At 67.6% G+C, this 18,224-nt stretch carries 14 protein-coding genes; 7 read left to right on the top strand and 7 right to left on the bottom strand.

The genetic code is table 11. From position 1 onward, the window contains the following. Positions 1–69: 69 nt before the first annotated feature. The 3 genes from katG to recG form a co-directional block, all read right to left on the bottom strand. The gene (gene katG, locus DIE12_RS21565; RefSeq protein WP_124551336.1) at positions 70–2,256 is read right to left on the bottom strand and encodes a catalase/peroxidase HPI; all 2,187 of its coding nucleotides are present in this window, start codon (positions 2,254–2,256) and stop codon (positions 70–72) included. A gap of 551 nt (positions 2,257–2,807) precedes the next feature. Next, positions 2,808–3,767, bottom strand: a complete 960-nt coding sequence (locus DIE12_RS21560; protein WP_044844025.1) for a hydrogen peroxide-inducible genes activator — start codon at positions 3,765–3,767, stop codon at positions 2,808–2,810. Positions 3,768–3,904: 137 nt separating this feature from the next. Next, entirely contained in the window at positions 3,905–6,244 is a 2,340-nt protein-coding gene (gene recG / locus DIE12_RS21555; protein ID WP_124551335.1) for an ATP-dependent DNA helicase RecG, read from the bottom strand. A 167-nt stretch (positions 6,245–6,411) separates the two neighbouring features. Here recG and queA point away from each other — a divergent pair, with 167 nt between their 5' ends. From queA to DIE12_RS21520, 7 genes are all read left to right on the top strand, one after another. Beyond that, positions 6,412–7,479, top strand: a complete 1,068-nt coding sequence (queA, locus tag DIE12_RS21550) for a tRNA preQ1(34) S-adenosylmethionine ribosyltransferase-isomerase QueA (RefSeq protein WP_124551334.1) — start codon at positions 6,412–6,414, stop codon at positions 7,477–7,479. A 207-nt stretch (positions 7,480–7,686) separates the two neighbouring features. Next, positions 7,687–8,886 carry a tRNA guanosine(34) transglycosylase Tgt gene (gene tgt / locus DIE12_RS21545; RefSeq protein ID WP_124529740.1) on the top strand — a complete coding sequence of 400 codons (1,200 nt, stop codon included), beginning with the start codon at positions 7,687–7,689 and terminating at the stop codon, positions 8,884–8,886. A gap of 231 nt (positions 8,887–9,117) precedes the next feature. Further along, positions 9,118–9,441, top strand: a complete 324-nt coding sequence (yajC, locus tag DIE12_RS21540; RefSeq protein ID WP_006476868.1) for a preprotein translocase subunit YajC — start codon at positions 9,118–9,120, stop codon at positions 9,439–9,441. A gap of 106 nt (positions 9,442–9,547) precedes the next feature. Next, positions 9,548–11,578, top strand: a complete 2,031-nt coding sequence (gene secD, locus DIE12_RS21535; RefSeq protein WP_124529742.1) for a protein translocase subunit SecD — start codon at positions 9,548–9,550, stop codon at positions 11,576–11,578. Between the two features lie 18 nt (positions 11,579–11,596). Beyond that, positions 11,597–12,547 (top strand): protein translocase subunit SecF, encoded by a 951-nt coding sequence (secF, locus tag DIE12_RS21530; RefSeq protein ID WP_044844020.1) that lies wholly within the window; start codon positions 11,597–11,599, stop codon positions 12,545–12,547. A 160-nt stretch (positions 12,548–12,707) separates the two neighbouring features. Continuing rightward, entirely contained in the window at positions 12,708–14,291 is a 1,584-nt protein-coding gene (locus tag DIE12_RS21525) for a S41 family peptidase (protein ID WP_185641246.1), read from the top strand. A gap of 70 nt (positions 14,292–14,361) precedes the next feature. Further along, positions 14,362–14,850 (top strand): hypothetical protein, encoded by a 489-nt coding sequence (locus DIE12_RS21520; protein ID WP_124487977.1) that lies wholly within the window; start codon positions 14,362–14,364, stop codon positions 14,848–14,850. A 20-nt stretch (positions 14,851–14,870) separates the two neighbouring features. Here DIE12_RS21520 and DIE12_RS21515 read toward each other — a convergent pair whose 3' ends face one another. The 4 genes from DIE12_RS21515 to DIE12_RS21500 form a co-directional block, all read right to left on the bottom strand. Continuing rightward, the gene (locus DIE12_RS21515; RefSeq protein ID WP_124487978.1) at positions 14,871–16,148 is read right to left on the bottom strand and encodes an MFS transporter; all 1,278 of its coding nucleotides are present in this window, start codon (positions 16,146–16,148) and stop codon (positions 14,871–14,873) included. A gap of 175 nt (positions 16,149–16,323) precedes the next feature. Next, on the bottom strand, positions 16,324–16,905 hold the full coding sequence (locus tag DIE12_RS21510) for a YceI family protein (protein WP_044844018.1): 582 nt from the start codon (positions 16,903–16,905) through the stop codon (positions 16,324–16,326). A gap of 66 nt (positions 16,906–16,971) precedes the next feature. After that, positions 16,972–17,532 carry a YceI family protein gene (locus tag DIE12_RS21505; RefSeq protein WP_124520275.1) on the bottom strand — a complete coding sequence of 187 codons (561 nt, stop codon included), beginning with the start codon at positions 17,530–17,532 and terminating at the stop codon, positions 16,972–16,974. A gap of 8 nt (positions 17,533–17,540) precedes the next feature. Next, positions 17,541–18,101, bottom strand: a complete 561-nt coding sequence (locus DIE12_RS21500) for a cytochrome b (protein WP_044844017.1) — start codon at positions 18,099–18,101, stop codon at positions 17,541–17,543. Positions 18,102–18,224 lie beyond the last annotated feature (123 nt).

The following is an 18,224-nucleotide window of genomic DNA, read 5'->3' as shown; positions in this document are numbered from 1 at the left end:
GAAAAAACGGCCGGTCGTGCGACCGGCCGTTTCACGTTACAGCGTGACTGCGTCAGCGCATCGCGACCTTCACGCGAGGTCGAAGCGGTCGAGGTTCATCACCTTGTTCCAGGCCGCGACGAAATCGCGCACGAACTTCTCGTGCGCGTCGGCGCTGCCGTACACCTCGGCCAGCGCCCGCAGCTGCGAGTGCGAACCGAAGATCAGGTCGACGCGCGTGCCGGTCCACTTGACCTGGCCCGTCGCCCGGTCGCGCCCTTCGAACACGTCGTTCACGGCCGACACCGGCTTCCACTCCGTGCCCATGTCGAGCAGGTTCACGAAGAAGTCGTTGGTCAGCGCGCCCGGACGATCGGTGAACACGCCGTGCTTTGCGTCACCGACGTTCGCGCCGAGCACCCGCAGGCCGCCGACGAGCACCGTCAACTCCGGCCCGCTCAGCGTCAGCAGCTGGGCCTTGTCGACCAGCAGCGCCTCGGCCGGCGTCTTGTACGCGTGCTTCAGGTAGTTGCGGAAACCGTCCGCAACCGGCTCGAGCACGGCCATCGCCTCGATGTCGGTCTGCTCTTGCGACGCGTCCATCCGGCCCGGTGCGAACGGCACCGTCACCGCGACACCCGCGTTCTTCGCGGCCTGCTCGACGCCGGCTGCACCGGCGAGCACGATCAGGTCGGCGAGCGACACCTTCTTGCCGCCCGTCTGCGCATCGTTGAACGCCTTCTGCACGCCTTCGAGCGTTTCGAGCACCGCGGCAAGTGCCGCCGGCTGGTTCACTTCCCAGTCCTTCTGCGGGGCGAGGCGGATGCGCGCGCCGTTCGCGCCGCCGCGCTTGTCCGAACCGCGGAACGTGGAAGCCGACGCCCACGCGGTCGACACGAGCTGCGCGACCGACAGCCCCGACGCGAGCACCTTCGCCTTCAGCGCCGCGACGTCGGCGGCGTCGATCAGTGGGTGGTCGACGGCCGGGATCGGGTCTTGCCACAGCAGTTGCTCGGCCGGCACTTCCGGGCCCAGATAGCGCGCACGCGGACCCATGTCGCGGTGCGTGAGCTTGAACCAGGCGCGCGCGAACGCGTCGGCGAACTCGGCCGGGTTCTCGTAGAAGCGGCGCGAGATCTTCTCGTAGGCCGGGTCGAAACGCAGCGACAGGTCGGTCGTCAGCATCGTCGGGCGATGCTTCTTCGCCGGATCGAACGCATCGGGAATCACCTCGTCGGCGCCCTTCGCAACCCACTGGTGCGCGCCGGCCGGGCTCTTCGTCAGTTCCCATTCATAGCCGAACAGGTGCTTGAAGAAGTCGTTGCTCCACTTCGTCGGTGTCGACGTCCACGTGACTTCGAGGCCGCTCGTGATCGCGTCGCGGCCCTTGCCCGATGCGTACGTGCTCTTCCAGCCGAGGCCCTGCTGCTCGATGGCCGCCGCTTCCGGCTCGGGGCCGACGTTCGTGGCGGGGCCGGCGCCGTGCGTCTTGCCGAACGTGTGGCCGCCGGCGATCAGCGCGACCGTCTCTTCGTCGTTCATCGCCATCCGCGCGAACGTCTCGCGGATGTCGCGGGCCGCCGCGACCGGGTCGGGGTTGCCGTCGGGGCCTTCCGGGTTCACGTAGATGAGGCCCATCTGCACGGCCGCGAGCGGGTTCTCGAGATCACGGTCGCCCGAGTAGCGGCTGTTCGGGCCGCCGCTCAGTTCCAGCCAGATCTTTTCCGAACCCCAGTAGACGTCGTCCGGTTCCCATGTGTCGACGCGGCCGCCCGCGAAGCCGAAGGTCTTGAAGCCCATCGATTCGAGCGCGACGTTGCCGGTCAGGATCATCAGGTCGGCCCACGAGATGTTGCGGCCGTACTTCTGCTTGATCGGCCATAACAGCCGGCGCGCCTTGTCGAGGTTGCCGTTGTCCGGCCAGCTGTTCAGCGGGGCGAAGCGCTGTTGCCCGCCGCCCGCGCCGCCGCGGCCGTCGGCGGTCCGGTACGTGCCGGCGCTGTGCCAGGCCATCCGGATGAACAGGCCGCCGTAGTGGCCGAAGTCGGCCGGCCACCAGTCCTGCGACGTGGTCATCAGCGCCTGCAGATCGCGCTTCACCGCCGCGAGGTCGAGCTTCTTGAACGCTTCCGCGTAGTCGAAATCCTTGTCCATCGGATCGGACAGCGCCGAGTGCCGGTGCAGGATGTTGAGATTGAGCTGGTTCGGCCACCAGTCCCTGTTCGACGTGCCGCCGGCCGCCGTATGGTTGAACGGACACTTCGATTCGGTCGACATGCTTTTTTCTCCTTTGCTTGACTCGTAAGCCCCCACTTGCCGGGCGCGGTTCATGGAGCATTGCGGGGGATGAAACGGAACAGGTTGATCCTGTCGTACTACGGGGTGTCAGGCCGCGCGGCCTTCGATGCGGGTTGCGGGACTTCGGACATGCAACGCTCCCTCATGGCTGAACGGCGGTGAGTCGGGGAACATCGAACCTGCATGCAACGGCACTCATCCGCCATACGTACGGTCCGCCAGGTACGCGAACGCAATCGGGCGCAGGCTCCGGGCCGCGGCCCTCGCACGATTGACGACCTCGTCGCGCGACGGGATGTTCCGCTGCGCGTGCTGCAGTACCGACCGCATCATGACATCCTCCTTTGACGCTTGCATTCAACGTGCGAATCGAACCGCCGATCCGACGCAATCCATGGAAATGATTCTAATTACGTCTATCGATAATTTGAATTTAATAAATTTCATCTATTCGATAGGCAAAAATAAACGGGGTCGCCAGACCCCGTTCATCCGCCTGCCTCGGGAGCACTGCTCCCTGATCAGTTCACTCAGTTCATCGTCGCCGGCATGTCGAGCTTCGCGACGCCCGGCAGCTCGCACGCGGCGATCGCCTCGCTGATCGCGTCGATCGCGGGCATCCGCGTGAAGCTCTTGCGCCACACCAGCACGACGCGGCGATCCGGCACCGGTTCGTTGAACGGCACGTACGACAGCAACTCGGCGTCGGGGCCGTTCGCGCGCGGACCAACCTCGGCGACCGACATCCGCGGCAGCACCGTGATGCCGACGCCGCTCGCGACCATATGGCGAATCGTTTCGAGCGATGAGCCCTCGAAGGTCTTCTGGATGCCGTCGGCCGTCTGCGAGAAGCGCATCAGCTCCGGGCACACGCCGAGCACGTGATCGCGGAAGCAATGGCCGTTGCCGAGCAGCAGCATGGTTTCCTGCTTCAGGTCCTCGGCGTCGATTTCCTCGCGCTTCTCCCACGGATGGCCAGCCGGCAGCGCGACGACGAACGGCTCGTCGTACAGCGGCCGCACCATCAGGCCGGTTTCGGGGAACGGCAGCGCCATGATCGCGGCGTCGATCTCGCCCTGCTTCAGCAGTTCGAGCAGCTTCAGCGTGTAGTTTTCCTGCAGCATCAGCGGCATCTGCGGCACGCGCTGGATCATCTGCTTGACGAGCGTCGGCAGCAGGTACGGCCCGATCGTGTAGATCACGCCGAGCCGGAACGGGCCGACGAGCGGGTCCTTGCCCTGCTTCGCGATCTCCTTGATCGCGAAGGTCTGCTCGAGCACGCGCTGCGCCTGCGTGACGATCTGGTCGCCGATCGGGGTCACGCTCACCTCGCTCGCGCCGCGCTCGAAAATCTGCACGTTGAGCTCGTCTTCGAGCTTCTTGATCGCCACCGACAGCGTCGGCTGGCTCACGAAGCACGCTTCGGCCGCGCGACCGAAGTGCCGTTCGCGCGCGACCGCGACGATGTATTTCAATTCAGTCAGGGTCATTGTGGGTCAATCAGGGATATACAGGCGATAGGTTTAATTTATACACCCGTTGGCACCGGTTCGCCAAGTTTCTCTGTATCGCAACACGCCGAATCAGCGCTGCATGGCGGTTTTAAATCCGACCCTGAATGCGCGAATCAGGCCTTCAGATATTGCTCGCGCGCGCCGAGCCAGCGGGCGAGATGCTGCGTGACCACGTCGGGATACGCGGCGATCAGCCGCGCCGCCGCGTCGCGGGCCGGATCGATCAGCCAGCCGTCGGTCTCGAGGTTCGCGAAGCGCAGCATCGCCGCGCCGGACTGGCGCGCGCCGAGGAATTCGCCGGGGCCGCGGATCTCGAGGTCGCGCCGCGCGATCTCGAAGCCGTCGGTCGTCTCGCGCATCGTCTTCAGCCGCTCGCGGCCGGTCAGCGACAGCGGGCCCGTGTACAGCAGCACGCACACCGACGCCGCGGTGCCGCGCCCGACGCGGCCGCGCAGCTGGTGCAACTGCGCGAGGCCGAAGCGCTCCGCGTGCTCGATCACCATCAGCGAGGCATTCGGCACGTCGACGCCGACTTCGATCACGGTCGTCGCGACGAGCAGTTGCACGTCGTTGCGCGTGAAGGCCTCCATCACGGCCGCCTTGTCGGCCGGCGACAGCCGCCCGTGCACGAGCCCGACCTTCAGCTCGGGCAGTGCCGCGGCCAGCGTTTCATAGGTTTCGACGGCCGTCTGCAGCTGCAGCGTCTCGCTCTCCTCGATCAGCGGACACACCCAGTACACCTGGCGGCCGGTCAGCGCGGCCTCGCGCACGCGGGCGATCACCTCCTCGCGCCGCGCGTCGCCGACGAGGCGCGTCAACACCGGCGTGCGGCCCGGCGGCAGCTCGTCGATCGTCGACACCTCAAGGTCCGCGTAATACGTCATCGCGAGCGTGCGCGGGATCGGCGTGGCCGACATCATCAGCTGGTGCGGCTGGAAATCGCGCGCGCCGTTGGCCGCGTTCGCGGCCTTCGCGCGCAGCGCGAGACGCTGCTCGACGCCGAAGCGGTGCTGCTCGTCGACGATCACGAGGCCGAGCCGCGCGAATTCGACGGTGTCCTGGATGATCGCGTGCGTGCCGATCACGAGCTGCGCGGTGCCGAGCGCCGCGGCCTCGATCGCCGCGCGCTTCTCCTTCGCCTTCAGGCTGCCCGCGAGCCATGCGACCGTGACGCCGAGCGGTTCGAGCCACGCGCGCAGCTTGCGCGCGTGCTGTTCCGCGAGGATTTCGGTCGGCGCCATCAGCGCGGCCTGGTAGCCGGCGTCGATCGCCTGCGCGGCCGCCAGCGCCGCGACGACCGTCTTGCCGCTGCCGACGTCGCCCTGCAGCAGCCGCTGCATCGGGTGCGCGAGCGTGAGGTCGTGCGCGATCTCGTCGACGACGCGCGACTGCGCGCCCGTCAGCGTGAACGGCAGCGCCGCGTAAAGACGTGTGGTCAGCGCATCGGCATCGGTCGCGGCGCGACGCGGCATCGCGGGCGCCGCGCGCGTGCGGCGCTCCTCGTGCGCGCGCTTGAGCGACAGTTGCTGCGCGAGCAGCTCCTCGAACTTGATGCGGGTCCACGCCGGATGCGAGCCGTCCATCAGCGCGGCTTCGTCGGAATCGACGGCCGGGTGGTGCAGGATGCGCACGGCCTGCGCGAGCGTCGGCACGCCGAGCGGCTTCAGGTAGTCGCGCTCGATCTCGGGCGGCAGCAGCTCGGGCAGCGGCGTGCGCTCGACCGCGTTCTCGATCGCCTTGCGCAGATACGCCTGCGACACGCCGGCCGTGCTCGGATAGACGGGCGTGAGCACCTGCGGCAGCGGCGCATCGGCCTCGACGACGCGCACGGCCGGATGCACCATCTCCATCCCGAAGAAGCCGCCGCGGACGTCGCCGCGCACGCGCAGCCGCTGGCCGACGGCCATCTGCTTGACCTGCGAGCCGTAGAAATTGAGGAAGCGCAGCACGAGCTGCTCGCCGTCGTCGTCCTGGATCTTCACGACGAGCTGCCGACGCGGCCGGTAGGCGACCTCGTTGTCGAACACGACGCCTTCGGTCTGCGCGATGCCGCCCGGCAGCAGTTCGCCGATCGGCGTGAGCGTGGTTTCGTCTTCGTAGCGCATCGGCAGATGCAGCACGAGATCGATCGAGCGCGTGAGGCCGAGCTTCGCGAGCTTGTCGACGGTCTTCACGGGTTTGTCGGCGGCCGGCTTCTTCTTGCGTTTCGCACCGGATGGTCCCGCTGCACCCGCTTCGTCGCCTCCCGCGCCCGGTTCGGCGTCGGGTGCGGCAGCGGCCGGCTGCGCGAGCCGCCCGTCGGCACCGCGCTTCGGGCCCGTGCGCCGCGGCGCGATACCGCGCGGTGACTCGTGCTCCCCCGCGCTGCGCGCGGGTAACGCGGCATCGTCCGCGTCGAACGGATCGGCGGAATCGGCAACGGCGGCGGTGGAACGGCGTGGTGACACAGGCATCGGATCGTCTGGGTGCTTCGCAAGGCAAGTACAATAGCGGCTTTCACGTCGTCCGAACGAACGACGCCGGCCAGGCCGCGCATCCCGCCATCATAGCGGCTCGCGCGCCCCATTCATGCGTTTCCGCCTTGTCGGCGGCGCCCGCCGGCCGTTTCGAACCAGCCCGCATGTTCACGCTTTCCGATTTCGATTTCAATCTGCCTCCCGAGCTGATTGCGCAAACCGCGCTGCCCGACCGTACCGCGAGCCGCCTGCTCGAGGTCGACGGCACCGTCGAGCCCGCGCGCCTCGTCGACCGCCGCTTCGCCGAGCTGCCGTCGTGCATCGCGCCCGGCGACCTGCTCGTGTTCAACGATACCAAGGTCCTGAAGGCACGCTTCTTCGGCCAGAAGGCCAGCGGCGGCAAGATCGAGGTACTGATCGAGCGCGTGACCGGCACGCACACCGCGCTCGCGCAGATCCGCGCGAGCAAGTCGCCGGGCGCCGGCACGACGCTGCGCCTCGCCGACGCGTTCGACGTGACGGTCGGCGAGCGCGTCGAGCCGTTCTTCACGCTGATCTTCCCCGAGCCGTGCCTCGACCTGATCGAGCAGTTCGGCCGCCTGCCGCTGCCGCCCTATATCGAGCACGATCCGGACGCGACCGACGAAACGCGCTACCAGACCGTCTATGCGAGCAATCCGGGCGCGGTCGCCGCGCCCACGGCCGGGCTCCATTTCGACCAGCCGCTGCTCGAGCAGCTCGACGCGATGGGCGTCGAGCGCGCGACGCTGACGCTGCACGTCGGCGCCGGCACGTTCCAGCCGGTGCGCGTCGAGAACCTCGCCGAGCACAAGATGCACAGCGAGTGGTACGACCTGCCGCAGTCGCTCGTCGACAAGATCGCCGCGACCCGCGCGCGCGGCGGCAACGTGATCGCGGTCGGCACGACCTCGATGCGCGCGCTCGAAGCCGCGGCGCGCAGCGCCGACGCAGCCGGCCGCCCGCTCGCGGCGACGCAGGCCGAGACCGACATCTTCATCACGCCCGGCTACGCTTTCCGGATCGTCGACCGGCTCGTCACGAACTTCCACCTGCCGAAGTCGACACTGCTGATGCTGGTGTCGGCGTTCGCGGGCGTCGAGACGATCCGCGCCGCGTACCGGCACGCGATCGACGCACGCTACCGCTTCTTCAGCTACGGCGACGCGATGCTGCTCACGCGGCGCGACACGCCGGAGGCGCCGCGCGCGTAAGCGCGGCAGGTGCGAAGACACGCCGGCCCGCGACCGCGCTGCGGCCGCTGCGCGTCGCGCCGTCGCGCCGTTGCCCCCGCGCCGTCGCCCCCGTTTTGCTGCGGTACGCGCTACGATGGCGCGCACCCGCTTTTCCCCGCCGCCGGTTGTCCGGCGGCGTTTCCAACATGCGCCGGACTGTTCTCCGGTGGCAAGGAGAATGACGCGATGACCGAAGGTTCATCCCACGATACGCACGCTCATCCGCACGCCCCCGTGCAGGACCGCCCCGCGAACGGGCTCGAATTCGAACTGCTGACGACCGACGGCCATGCGCGCCGCGGCCGCGTGAAGCTCAACCACGGCGTGGTCGAGACGCCGATCTTCATGCCGGTCGGCACGTACGGCACCGTGAAGGCGATCCAGCCGCGCGAGCTGCACGAGATCAAGGCCCAGATCATCCTCGGCAACACGTTCCACCTGTGGCTGCGCCCGGGCCTCGACACGATCGACGCGCACGGCGGCCTGCACGGCTTCATGGGCTGGAACAAGCCGATCCTGACGGACTCGGGCGGCTTCCAGGTGTTCTCGCTCGGCGACCTGCGCAAGATCACCGAGGACGGCGTGACGTTCGCATCGCCGATCAACGGCGACAAGCTGTTCCTGTCGCCGGAAGTGTCGATGCAGATCCAGAAGGTGTTGAACTCGGACATCGTGATGCAGTTCGACGAGTGCACGCCGTACGCGACCAACGGCGTGCCGACCACGCACAAGGAAGCGGCCGACTCGATGCGCATGTCGCTGCGCTGGGCGAAGCGCTCGCTCGACGAGTTCGACCGGCTCGGCAACCCGAACGCTCTCTTCGGGATCGTCCAGGGCGGGATGTTCGAGGACCTGCGCGACGAATCGCTCGCGGGCCTCGCGGAGCTCGGCTTCCACGGCCTCGCGATCGGCGGGCTGTCGGTCGGCGAGCCGAAGGAAGACATGATGCGCGTGCTGCGGCACGTCGGCCCGAAGCTGCCGGCGCACAAGCCGCACTACCTGATGGGCGTCGGGACGCCGGAGGACCTGGTCGAGGGCGTCGCGAACGGCATCGACATGTTCGACTGCGTGATGCCGACCCGCAACGCGCGCAACGGCTGGCTGTTCACGCGCTTCGGCGACGTGAAGATCCGCAACGCGACGCACAAGAACTCGCTGAAGCCGCTCGACGCGAGCTGCACGTGCTACACGTGCCAGAATTTCTCGCGCGGCTACCTGCATCACCTGCACCGCGTCGGCGAAATCCTCGGCGCGCAGCTCAACACGATCCACAACCTGCACTACTACCTGCAGCTGATGAGCGAGATCCGCGACGCGATCGAGACCCATACGTTCGACGCATTCCGCCAGCGCTTCGCGGAGGATCGCGCGAGAGGGGTCGACTGACGGGCCGGCGGCCCGCAGCGCGCCCATCACATAGGACGTGTACTAAATAATGCGTTCCGGGTGCCCGTCGCGACCGCCAAACATTACAATCGCCTTTCCAAACGAGTCGCAACGGCGTCGTTTCACGCTTAACAGCTTGATCCGAAAGCGCATTTGCCGAGCCGTTCGCGCATGGGGCCGGTGGTAGAATAACCGGCTTATTTTTCGATCTTCCCCTACGGAGAGACCAACGTGCCGTTCATTTCCAATGCCTTCGCGCAAGGCGCCGGTGGCGCCGAATCGAGCCTGATGAGCTTCCTGCCGCTCATCCTGATGTTCGCGGTGCTGTACTTCATCATGATCCGTCCGCAGATGAAGCGCCAGAAGGAACACCGCAACATGCTCGCGGCCATGGCGAAGGGCGACGAAGTCGTCACGAGCGGCGGCCTCGTCGGCAAGGTGACGAAGGTCACCGAAGGCTACATCGGCGTCGAAATCGCCGAAGGCACCGAAATCACCGTGCAGAAGGCTGCGGTCACGACCATTCTGCCGAAGGGCACGATCAAGTCGCTGTAAGGTTTTCACCGAGCGTCCGGCTCCCCGCGCCGTGCCCGCCTGACAGCGCGGGCCGCCGCGGCGCCGGACGCGACGCTTTCACGCCAACCACCCGTTCGGCCCCCTCATGAATCGTTATCCACTCTGGAAATATGTCGTGATGGTCGTGGCGCTCGCCATCGGCCTTCTGTACACATTGCCCAACTTCTTCGGTGAAGCGCCGGCGGTGCAGGTGTCGAGCGGCAAGGCCACGGTCAAGCTCGACTCGACCACGCTGACCCAGGTCGAATCCGCGCTCGCGTCCGCGCAGATCACGCCGGACGACGTCACCTTCGAGAACACGGCGTCCAACGCGAACATCCGCGTGCGCCTGAAGGACACCGATACGCAGCTGCGCGTCAAGGACCTGCTGCAGAAATCGCTGAACACCGACCCGAACGATCCGCAGTACGTCGTCGCACTGAACCTGCAGAGCGCGTCGCCGCGCTGGCTGACCGCGCTGCACGCCCTGCCGATGTATCTCGGCCTCGACCTGCGCGGCGGTGTGCATTTCCTGCTCCAGGTCGACATGACGGGCGCGCTCACCAAGAAGCTCGACTCCGACGCGTCCGACGCCCGTGCGCTGCTGCGTGACAAGAACATCCGCGACGGCGGCGTGAGCCGCGTCGACCAGTCCGTCGTCGTCAACTTCAGCGACGCGCAAACGGCCGAAGACGCCCGCAAGGTGCTCGCCGCGTCGGTCACCGAACTGCAATGGGCGACCCAGCCCGGCGGCGGCGGCACGCAAGTCGTCGGCACGTTCACGCCGGCCGTGCAGAAGGCCGTCGAGGACGCCGCGCTCAAGCAGAACCTGACCACGCTCCACAACCGCGTGAACGAACTCGGCGTGTCCGAGCCGATCCTGCAGCAGCAGGGCAACGACCGTATCGTCGTCGAACTGCCGGGCGTGCAGGACACCGCGAAGGCGAAGGACATCATCGGCCGCACCGCGACGCTCGAGGCGCGCCTCGCCGATCCGCTCAACACGCACCCGAACCCGAACGACCCCGTGCCGCCGGGCGAGGAGCTGTTCACGCAGGGCAACCAGGCGCCCGTGCTGCTGAAGAAGGAAGTGATCTTCACCGGCGACCGCATCATCGATGCGTCGGCCGGCTTCGACGAACACCAGCGTCCGTCGGTCAACATCCGCCTCGACTCGGCGGGCGGCCGCTCGGTGCGCGCGGTGTCGCGCGAGAACATCGGCAAGCCGATGGCGATGGTGCTGTTCGAGAAGGGCAAGGGCGAGGTGCTGACGGTCGCGACGATCCAGTCCGAACTCGGCGACCGCTTCCAGATCACGGGCCAGCCGACGCCGCAGGCGGCGGCCGACCTCGCGCTGCTGCTGCGCGCCGGTTCGCTCGCCGCACCGATGGACATCATCGAGGAACGCACGATCGGCCCGAGCCTCGGCGCGGACAACATCAAGATGGGCGTCCACTCGGTGATCTGGGGCTTCTGCGCGATCGCCGTGTTCATGATCGCGTACTACATGCTGTTCGGCGTGATCTCGGTGATCGGCCTGTCGGTGAACCTGCTGCTGCTCGTCGCGGTGCTGTCGCTGATGCAGGCGACGCTGACGCTGCCCGGTATCGCCGCTATCGCACTCGCGCTCGGCATGGCGATCGACTCGAACGTGCTGATCAACGAGCGCGTGCGTGAAGAACTGCGCGCCGGCCAGCCGCCGCAGCTCGCGATCCAGGCCGGTTACGCGCATGCGTGGGCGACGATTCTCGACTCGAACGTCACGACGCTGATCGCCGGCCTCGCGCTGCTCGCGTTCGGTTCGGGCCCGGTTCGCGCATTCGCGATCGTGCACTGCCTCGGCATCCTGACGTCGATGTTCTCCGCGGTGTTCTTCTCGCGCGGGATCGTCAACCTCTGGTACGGCGGCCGCAAGAAGCTGAAGTCGCTCGCGATCGGCCAGGTGTGGAAGCCGGAAGGCGCCACGGCCGGTGCCGCAGGCGCAGCGTTCGGCGCGGCCGACGAATCGACCGACACCGCGCGCGCCGCGAAGCTCGCCGCTCCCGCGAAGGGCGACGCACCGCGCGCCGGCAAGCCGCAGCTGCGCAACCGCGCGCAGCAAGGCGTGTCGCCGAAGAAACCGGGCTCGACCCAATAAGGCCCCGGAGACGAAGCCATGGAATTTTTCCGCATCCGTAAAGACATTCCGTTCATGCGGCACGCGCTGGTGTTCAACGTGATCTCGCTGGTCACGTTCCTCGCCGCCGTGTTCTTCCTGTTCCACCGCGGGCTGCACCTGTCCGTCGAATTCACCGGCGGCACGGTGATCGAGGTCCAGTATCAGCAGGCCGCGCAGCTCGAACCCGTGCGCGACACGCTCGGCAAGCTCGGCTATGCCGATGCGCAGGTGCAGAACTTCGGCACCTCGCGCAACGTGCTGATCCGCCTGCAGCTGAAGGAAGGCCTGACGTCCGCGCAGCAGAGCGACCAGGTGATGACCGCGCTGAAGGCGCAAAGCCCCGACGTGACGCTGCAGCGCGTCGAGTTCGTCGGCCCGCAGGTCGGCCGCGAGCTTGCGACCGACGGTCTCCTCGCGCTCGCGTGCGTGGTGATCGGCATCGTGATCTACCTGTCGATCCGCTTCGAATGGAAGTACGCGGTCGCCGGTATCATCGCGAACCTGCACGACGTCGTGATCATTCTCGGCTTCTTCGCGTTCTTCCAGTGGGAGTTCTCGCTGGCGGTGCTCGCGGCGATCCTCGCGGTGCTCGGCTACTCGGTCAACGAGTCGGTCGTCATCTTCGACCGGATCCGCGAAACGTTCCGCCGCGAACGCAAGATGAGCGTGCAGGAAGTGATCAACCACGCGATCACGACCACGATGTCGCGGACGATCATCACGCACACGTCGACGGAAATGATGGTGCTGTCGATGTTCTTCTTCGGCGGCCCGACGCTGCACTACTTCGCGCTCGCGCTGACGGTCGGCATCATGTTCGGCATCTACTCGTCGGTGTTCGTCGCGGGCTCGCTCGCGATGTGGCTCGGCATCAAGCGCGAAGACCTCATCAAGGAAAAGAAGACCGCGCACGATCCGGACGATCCGAACGCGGGCGCGCAGGTTTAAGCGCCGTATCGCTTCGGCTGATACCGGAAGGCCGGTCCCTCGTGGACCGGCCTTTTTTCATGGGCGAGCCGCCGCCCTCCTCGTCCGTCGCGACTGCACGGACCGTCGGCTACAATCGCGTCACCGTCCCGCCCCGCCACCCGCCGAAGCCGCGGTCCTCATGATGCCAGCCACGCGTGTCGTTCATCGCATCGTCGCCTGGAGTACCGGCGCAGCCGCCGCGGCTGCGTTCGTTGCATGCGCATCGGCCGCGCGCGCGCAATCCGCGTCCGCGCCGCCTGCCGTCCCGCCTGCCGTCCCGCCTGCGGCCCCGTCCGCGGCCGCGGCGGCCGCTGCTGCCGCCGCGTCGCAACCGTCACCCTGCCCGCCCGACTGGGAACCGCAGCTCTGCGAACTGAAGGCCGCGGTCGACGTGCTGAAGAAGCAGCACCTGACCGACGTCGACATCGGCGCGCTGCTCGACGCCACCGTGCACGACGGGATCAAGACGCTGCCGCACGCGCGCTTCTTCAACGCGAAGGAGGAGCAGGAACGGCGCGACGACGAGCGCCGCGCGCGCGACGGCACGCCGGGCATCGGCATCGTGTTCGAGACACGGCCCGACGGGCTGCACATCCTCGACGTCATCCCCGACGCGCCCGCCGAACAGGCCGGCGTGCGGCCCGACGATCTCGTCGTCGCGATGAACGACCGGAGCGTCGTCGGCATCGACAGCAGCGAGGTCGTGAAACTCGCGAAGGGCGACGCGGGCGTGCCGCTGAAGCTCACGGTCCGGCGCGGTCCGAACCACGCGACGCTGACCTTCGCGCCGGTCCGCGCGATCGTCCGGCCACACCCGGCGACGACGAAGCGGCTCGCCGGAGACATCCTGTACACGCGGCTGTCGAGCTTTCCGGAGCCCGCGGTCGGCAGCTATATCGACGCGGTGCAGGCCGCGCGCCGCGCGGGGCCGCCGGTGAAAGGCGTGATCCTCGACCTGCGCATCAACGGCGGCGGCGCGCTGAATGCGGCGATCGGCATCACCGCGCTGTTCGCCGGGCGCGACCGTACCGCGATGATCACGCTCGAGCGCGACGGCACGAAGCGCCGCCGCTTCACGACCAACTGGCCCGACTACGAACTGCCGGTCATGCGCGGCCAGGATCCGCTCGCGCCGCTGCAGGCCGACGACTGGTGGCGCACCGTGCCGCTCGTGGTGCTCGTCGACGGACAGAGCGCGTCGGCCGCCGAAGCGACGGCGGCGGCACTGAAGGATCTCGGCCGCGCGCGGCTGCTCGGGATGCCGACCTACGGAAAGGGACTCGCGCAGACCGGCGTCGACCTGATCGACGGCACGCGCCTCGCTTTCACGTTCGCGCGCAACCTGCGGCCGAACGGCTGCCCGATGGACGGCTACGGCGTCGTGCCGGACTGGCTCGTGCCGCCGCGCCGCGACTCGGACGTCGACGGCGTGCTGCTGTGGTACCGCGAAGTCGATCTCGCCCGCGCGCCGTATGCGGACCGGCTCGCACCCGACCCGTTCGCGCAGGTTCGCAAGGCACGGCAGGCACTGCGCGAAGCCCGCGTGCGCGCGAAGATCGATACGGCGAAGAGCGCGGCGCTTCCGCAGCGCGAATTCGGCACGGCAAGTGACTGGCAGCTCCGGCAAGCGCTCGACGCGCTCGCCGGCCGCCCGGTGCAGACCGTCGCTGCACCGGCGCAACTGATGCCGGCGCAGCCGGTATGCGAGCGCGGCGAGCACTGACGTGCCGTCGGACCGACCGCATCGGCCGCGGTGGTAGATTGAACGCTCCGTCACCTCCGGACCGAAGCCGATGACACACGCCAGACCACGCCGCTCCATCCGCGCATTCCTCGAACATCCGCTCGCCGTGGGAATCGCCTGTGCACTGATCGGCAGCGCCAGCACCTGGATCGTCAACCACGAGATGGCGCGCGCCGACGAGCAGCGCAAGGCCTTCGATGAAGCGTGGGGTCGAGCCGAGCTTTTCGCCGAGAAGCAGGCACGGTACGACGATGTCGCGGCACTCGACGCGCTGGCGGCAGAGATGCCGCAAAACCCGGTGTCGGCGCTCCTCCGGAAGCACTATCGCGCGCTCGGTGCCGATGCGCAACGTGCTCGAGACGACGCACGCGATGCACTGGCCACTCGGCGCCTGCTGCTCTCGAAACCACAGTACGACGCCACTCACCGCTTCATCGAAACGGTATCCGCGACGAACCCGGCCGGCCGGCAGAACATCCCGGCCGATCTCGAAACGCTGCGCGCGACGGCAAAGACGCTGCGCGATACCGACGGCTGATCGACGGCCGCCCTTCCCGATCACCGGAACCCGAACCGCCGCCGCAACACCACCAGCGCCGCGAGGCTCAGCACGGCCGCGAACATCAGGTAGAAGCTCGGCGCGGTCTTCATCCCGGTCGCGCGGATCAGCCATGCGATGATGAACGGCCCGAAGCCGCCGAAGATCGTCACCGCGACGTTATACGCAAGCGACATCCCGGTCGTGCGCGTCTGCACCGGAAACACTTCGGACAGTAGCCCCGGCAGCGCCGCGAAATAGCCGGTCATCAGGAACGCGAGCAGTACCTGCAGCGCGATCAGCGTGCCGAAGCCCGGATGCGCGACGAGATACGCGAACGCCGGATAGATCAGCACGAGAATGCCGACGGCCGGCGCGAGCATCACGCGCACGCGGCCGTAACGATCCGACCAGTGGCCGACGAGCGGCGCGAACGCCATCTGGATCACGCCGACGACGAGGATCGCCGCGAACGCGGCCGACGGCGCGAGGCCGAGCTGCTTCACGCCGTAGGTCGGCATGAACAGCACGAGATAGGTCGCGACGGTGCCGAGCACCACCACGCCCATCGCGGCGACGAGCCGCGCCTTGTGCGACGCGAACGTGTCGCGCAGCGGGCTCGCGGTGCTTTCCGCCGCGAGGAATTCGGGCGTCTCGTCGACCTTCGAGCGGATGTAGTACGCGACGGGCCCGAGCAGCAGTCCGAAAAAGAACGGGATGCGCCAGCCCCACGCGGCCATCTGCTCGGCCGTGAGCTGCGCGTTCAGCACGGTGCCGAAACCCGCCGCGAGCAGCGTCGTGAGCCCCTGGCTCGCGACCTGCCAGCTCGCGAAGAAACCGCGCCGCCCGGGCACATGCTCGGCCAGGAACGCGGTCGCGCTGCCGAATTCGCCGCCGGCCGAAAAGCCCTGCATCAATCGCGCGGCGACGAGGATCAGCGGCGCCGCGACGCCGATCGTCCGGTAGGTCGGCAGTACCGCGATGACCAGCGTGCCGGCCATCATCAGCAGGATCGACAGCGTGAGCGCGGCCTTGCGGCCCGCGCGGTCGGCGTACGCGCCGAGCACGATCGCGCCGAGCGGGCGCATGAAGAACGACACGCCGAACGTGCCGAGCGTGAGCAGCAGCGACACGGTGTCGTTGCCGGCCGGAAAGAACAGCTTCGAGATCGTCACCGCGAAGAAGCCGTAGACGACGAGGTCGAACCATTCGAGCGCGTTGCCGATCGACGCGGCGACCACCGCGCGCCATACGCGCGACGACGAAGCAATGGAGCTGGACTGCGTGACGGCGTGCATCGGCGATCTCCTTGTCGTTGTACGTTCTGTCCGACGCGTCCGTTCTCGCGCCGCGAGCTGTGCGCACGATTATAGGCGCGCAAAAAAACCGCCGCGCCCCCGAACAACGGGAGCGCGGCGGCTGGCACGCGACGGGCCGGCGAGCGTGACGCGGCGGCCGGCCCGGCCGGGCGCGTTACTGCTGCTTGACGGCTTCGGCCGTGATCAGCAGCTTCGTCTTCATCTTGAAGCCGTACTGCTTGCCGTAGTCGAGGCCGAAATCGTCGCGGCTGAATTCGCCGACCGCGTCGACGCCGCACACTTCACGCTTGAGCATCGGATGCGGCATGCACTTGAACGAATCGATCTTCAGCGTGAGCGGCTTCGTGACGCCGTGCAGCGTCAGGTTGCCGACCACCGACACCGGCTTGTCGCCGTCGAACTTGATGGTGCCCTTGTAGTTCGCCTGCGGGAACTTGGAGACGTCGAAGAACTCGGCCGTCTGCAGGTGCTCGTCGAGCTTCGCGCTGCCCGTCTGGATCGACGCGACGTCGGTCGTCACGTCGACCGTGCCGGTCTTCGCCGCGCGGTCGAGCGTCACGCTGCCGCTCGACTTGTCGAACTTGCCGCGCCAGACCGACAGGCCGCCGAAGTGGTCGGCCTCGAAGCTCGGGTACGTGTGGCTCGGGTCGAACTGGTACGTCGCGCTGTCGGCGAATGCCGAGAACGACAGCGAGGCGGCCAGCGCGCCCGCGGCGATGATCAGATGCTTTTTCAAATGCTTTCTCCTTGGAACAGCGCCGCGCCCTCGCGCGGCATTCGGGGTGATGCGACAGCCCGCCGCTTACTTCGTGGCGACGAGATGGAACTTGATCTGCACTTCGTCGGCGACGATCGACGTGTCCTTCCACTCGCCGGTGCCGACGTTGAACGCCGAACGCTTGATCGGCAGCACGCCGTCGAAGGTCTGCGTCGCGCCGCTCTGCGTGACCGTGACGGGCACGGTGACGGTCTCGGACTTGCCCTTGATCGTCAGCTTGCCGGTCACGTTGTACTTGTTGCCGCCGGCCGGCGCGATCGCCGACGACGCGAAGGTCGCCTGCGGATACGCCTTCGCGTCGAACCAGTCCTTGCCCGTGACCTGCTCGTTGTACATCTTGTCGCCGAGGTCGAAGCTCGCGATGTCGATCGACATTTGCGCGCTGCCCTGCGCCGCCTTCGCGGGGTCGAACTTCACCTGCGCGGAGAACTTCTTGAACGCGCCTTCGGTCGGCACGTTCATCTGCTTCGACACGGCGGACACCTTGCTCTTCGAGAGATCGACGTCGGCATGCGCCGCGGCCGACGCGACAAGTGACACCGCGGCGAACGCGGTCAGCATGGAGCGGGAGAAAGACACTTTCATGGGATCCTTCATTTGGCGGAGGGAAGCATCCGCGACAGCAGGCCGTCGCGGTCCAACAACTGGTGCTTGAGCGCCGCGAGCACGTGCATGGCGACGAGCGCAAGCAGAATGTAATTCAAGGACACGTGCAGCGTCTTGAAGGTTTCCTTCAGCACCGGATCGGGATCGATCAGGCGCGGCAGCGGCACGATGCCGAGGTAGACGACCGGGATGTTCGACGCCGAGCTGTACAGGTAGCCCGTTACCGGGATCACGATCATCAGCACGTACAGCAGCATGTGCACGCCGTGCGACACCGCGCGCTGCCACGCCGGCGTGTCGCCCGGCAGCGGCGGCGGCACGTGGGTCGCGCGCCACAGCACGCGCACGACGGCCAGTGCGAACACCGTCACGCCGATCCACTTGTGCCACGAGAAGTACTTCAGCTTCGTCGGCGTGAAGCCGGGGATGTCGGTCATGACCCAGCCGAGTGCGAAGCCGCAGACGATCAGCAGCGCGATCAGCCAGTGCAGCGCGATCGCGGTGTGCGCGTAGCGTGCCGGCCCGGCCGGCGGCGATTTCGATGCCATCTTGGATTCCTCAGTTGAGCGAACGGCTGCGCCGGCCCATTCGTCCGACGCTTGTCAAGGCCGCCATGCTACCGCAACCTTTTGCCACGCGCGGACTCTGAGGACACGCGCGCCAGCCGGCTG

Origin of the sequence: Burkholderia sp. Bp9015 (assembly GCF_003853505.1) — a bacterium.
In the GTDB taxonomy this organism is placed as follows: Bacteria; Pseudomonadota; Gammaproteobacteria; order Burkholderiales; family Burkholderiaceae; genus Burkholderia.
This window is presented reverse-complemented; position numbering and strand designations above follow the sequence as displayed.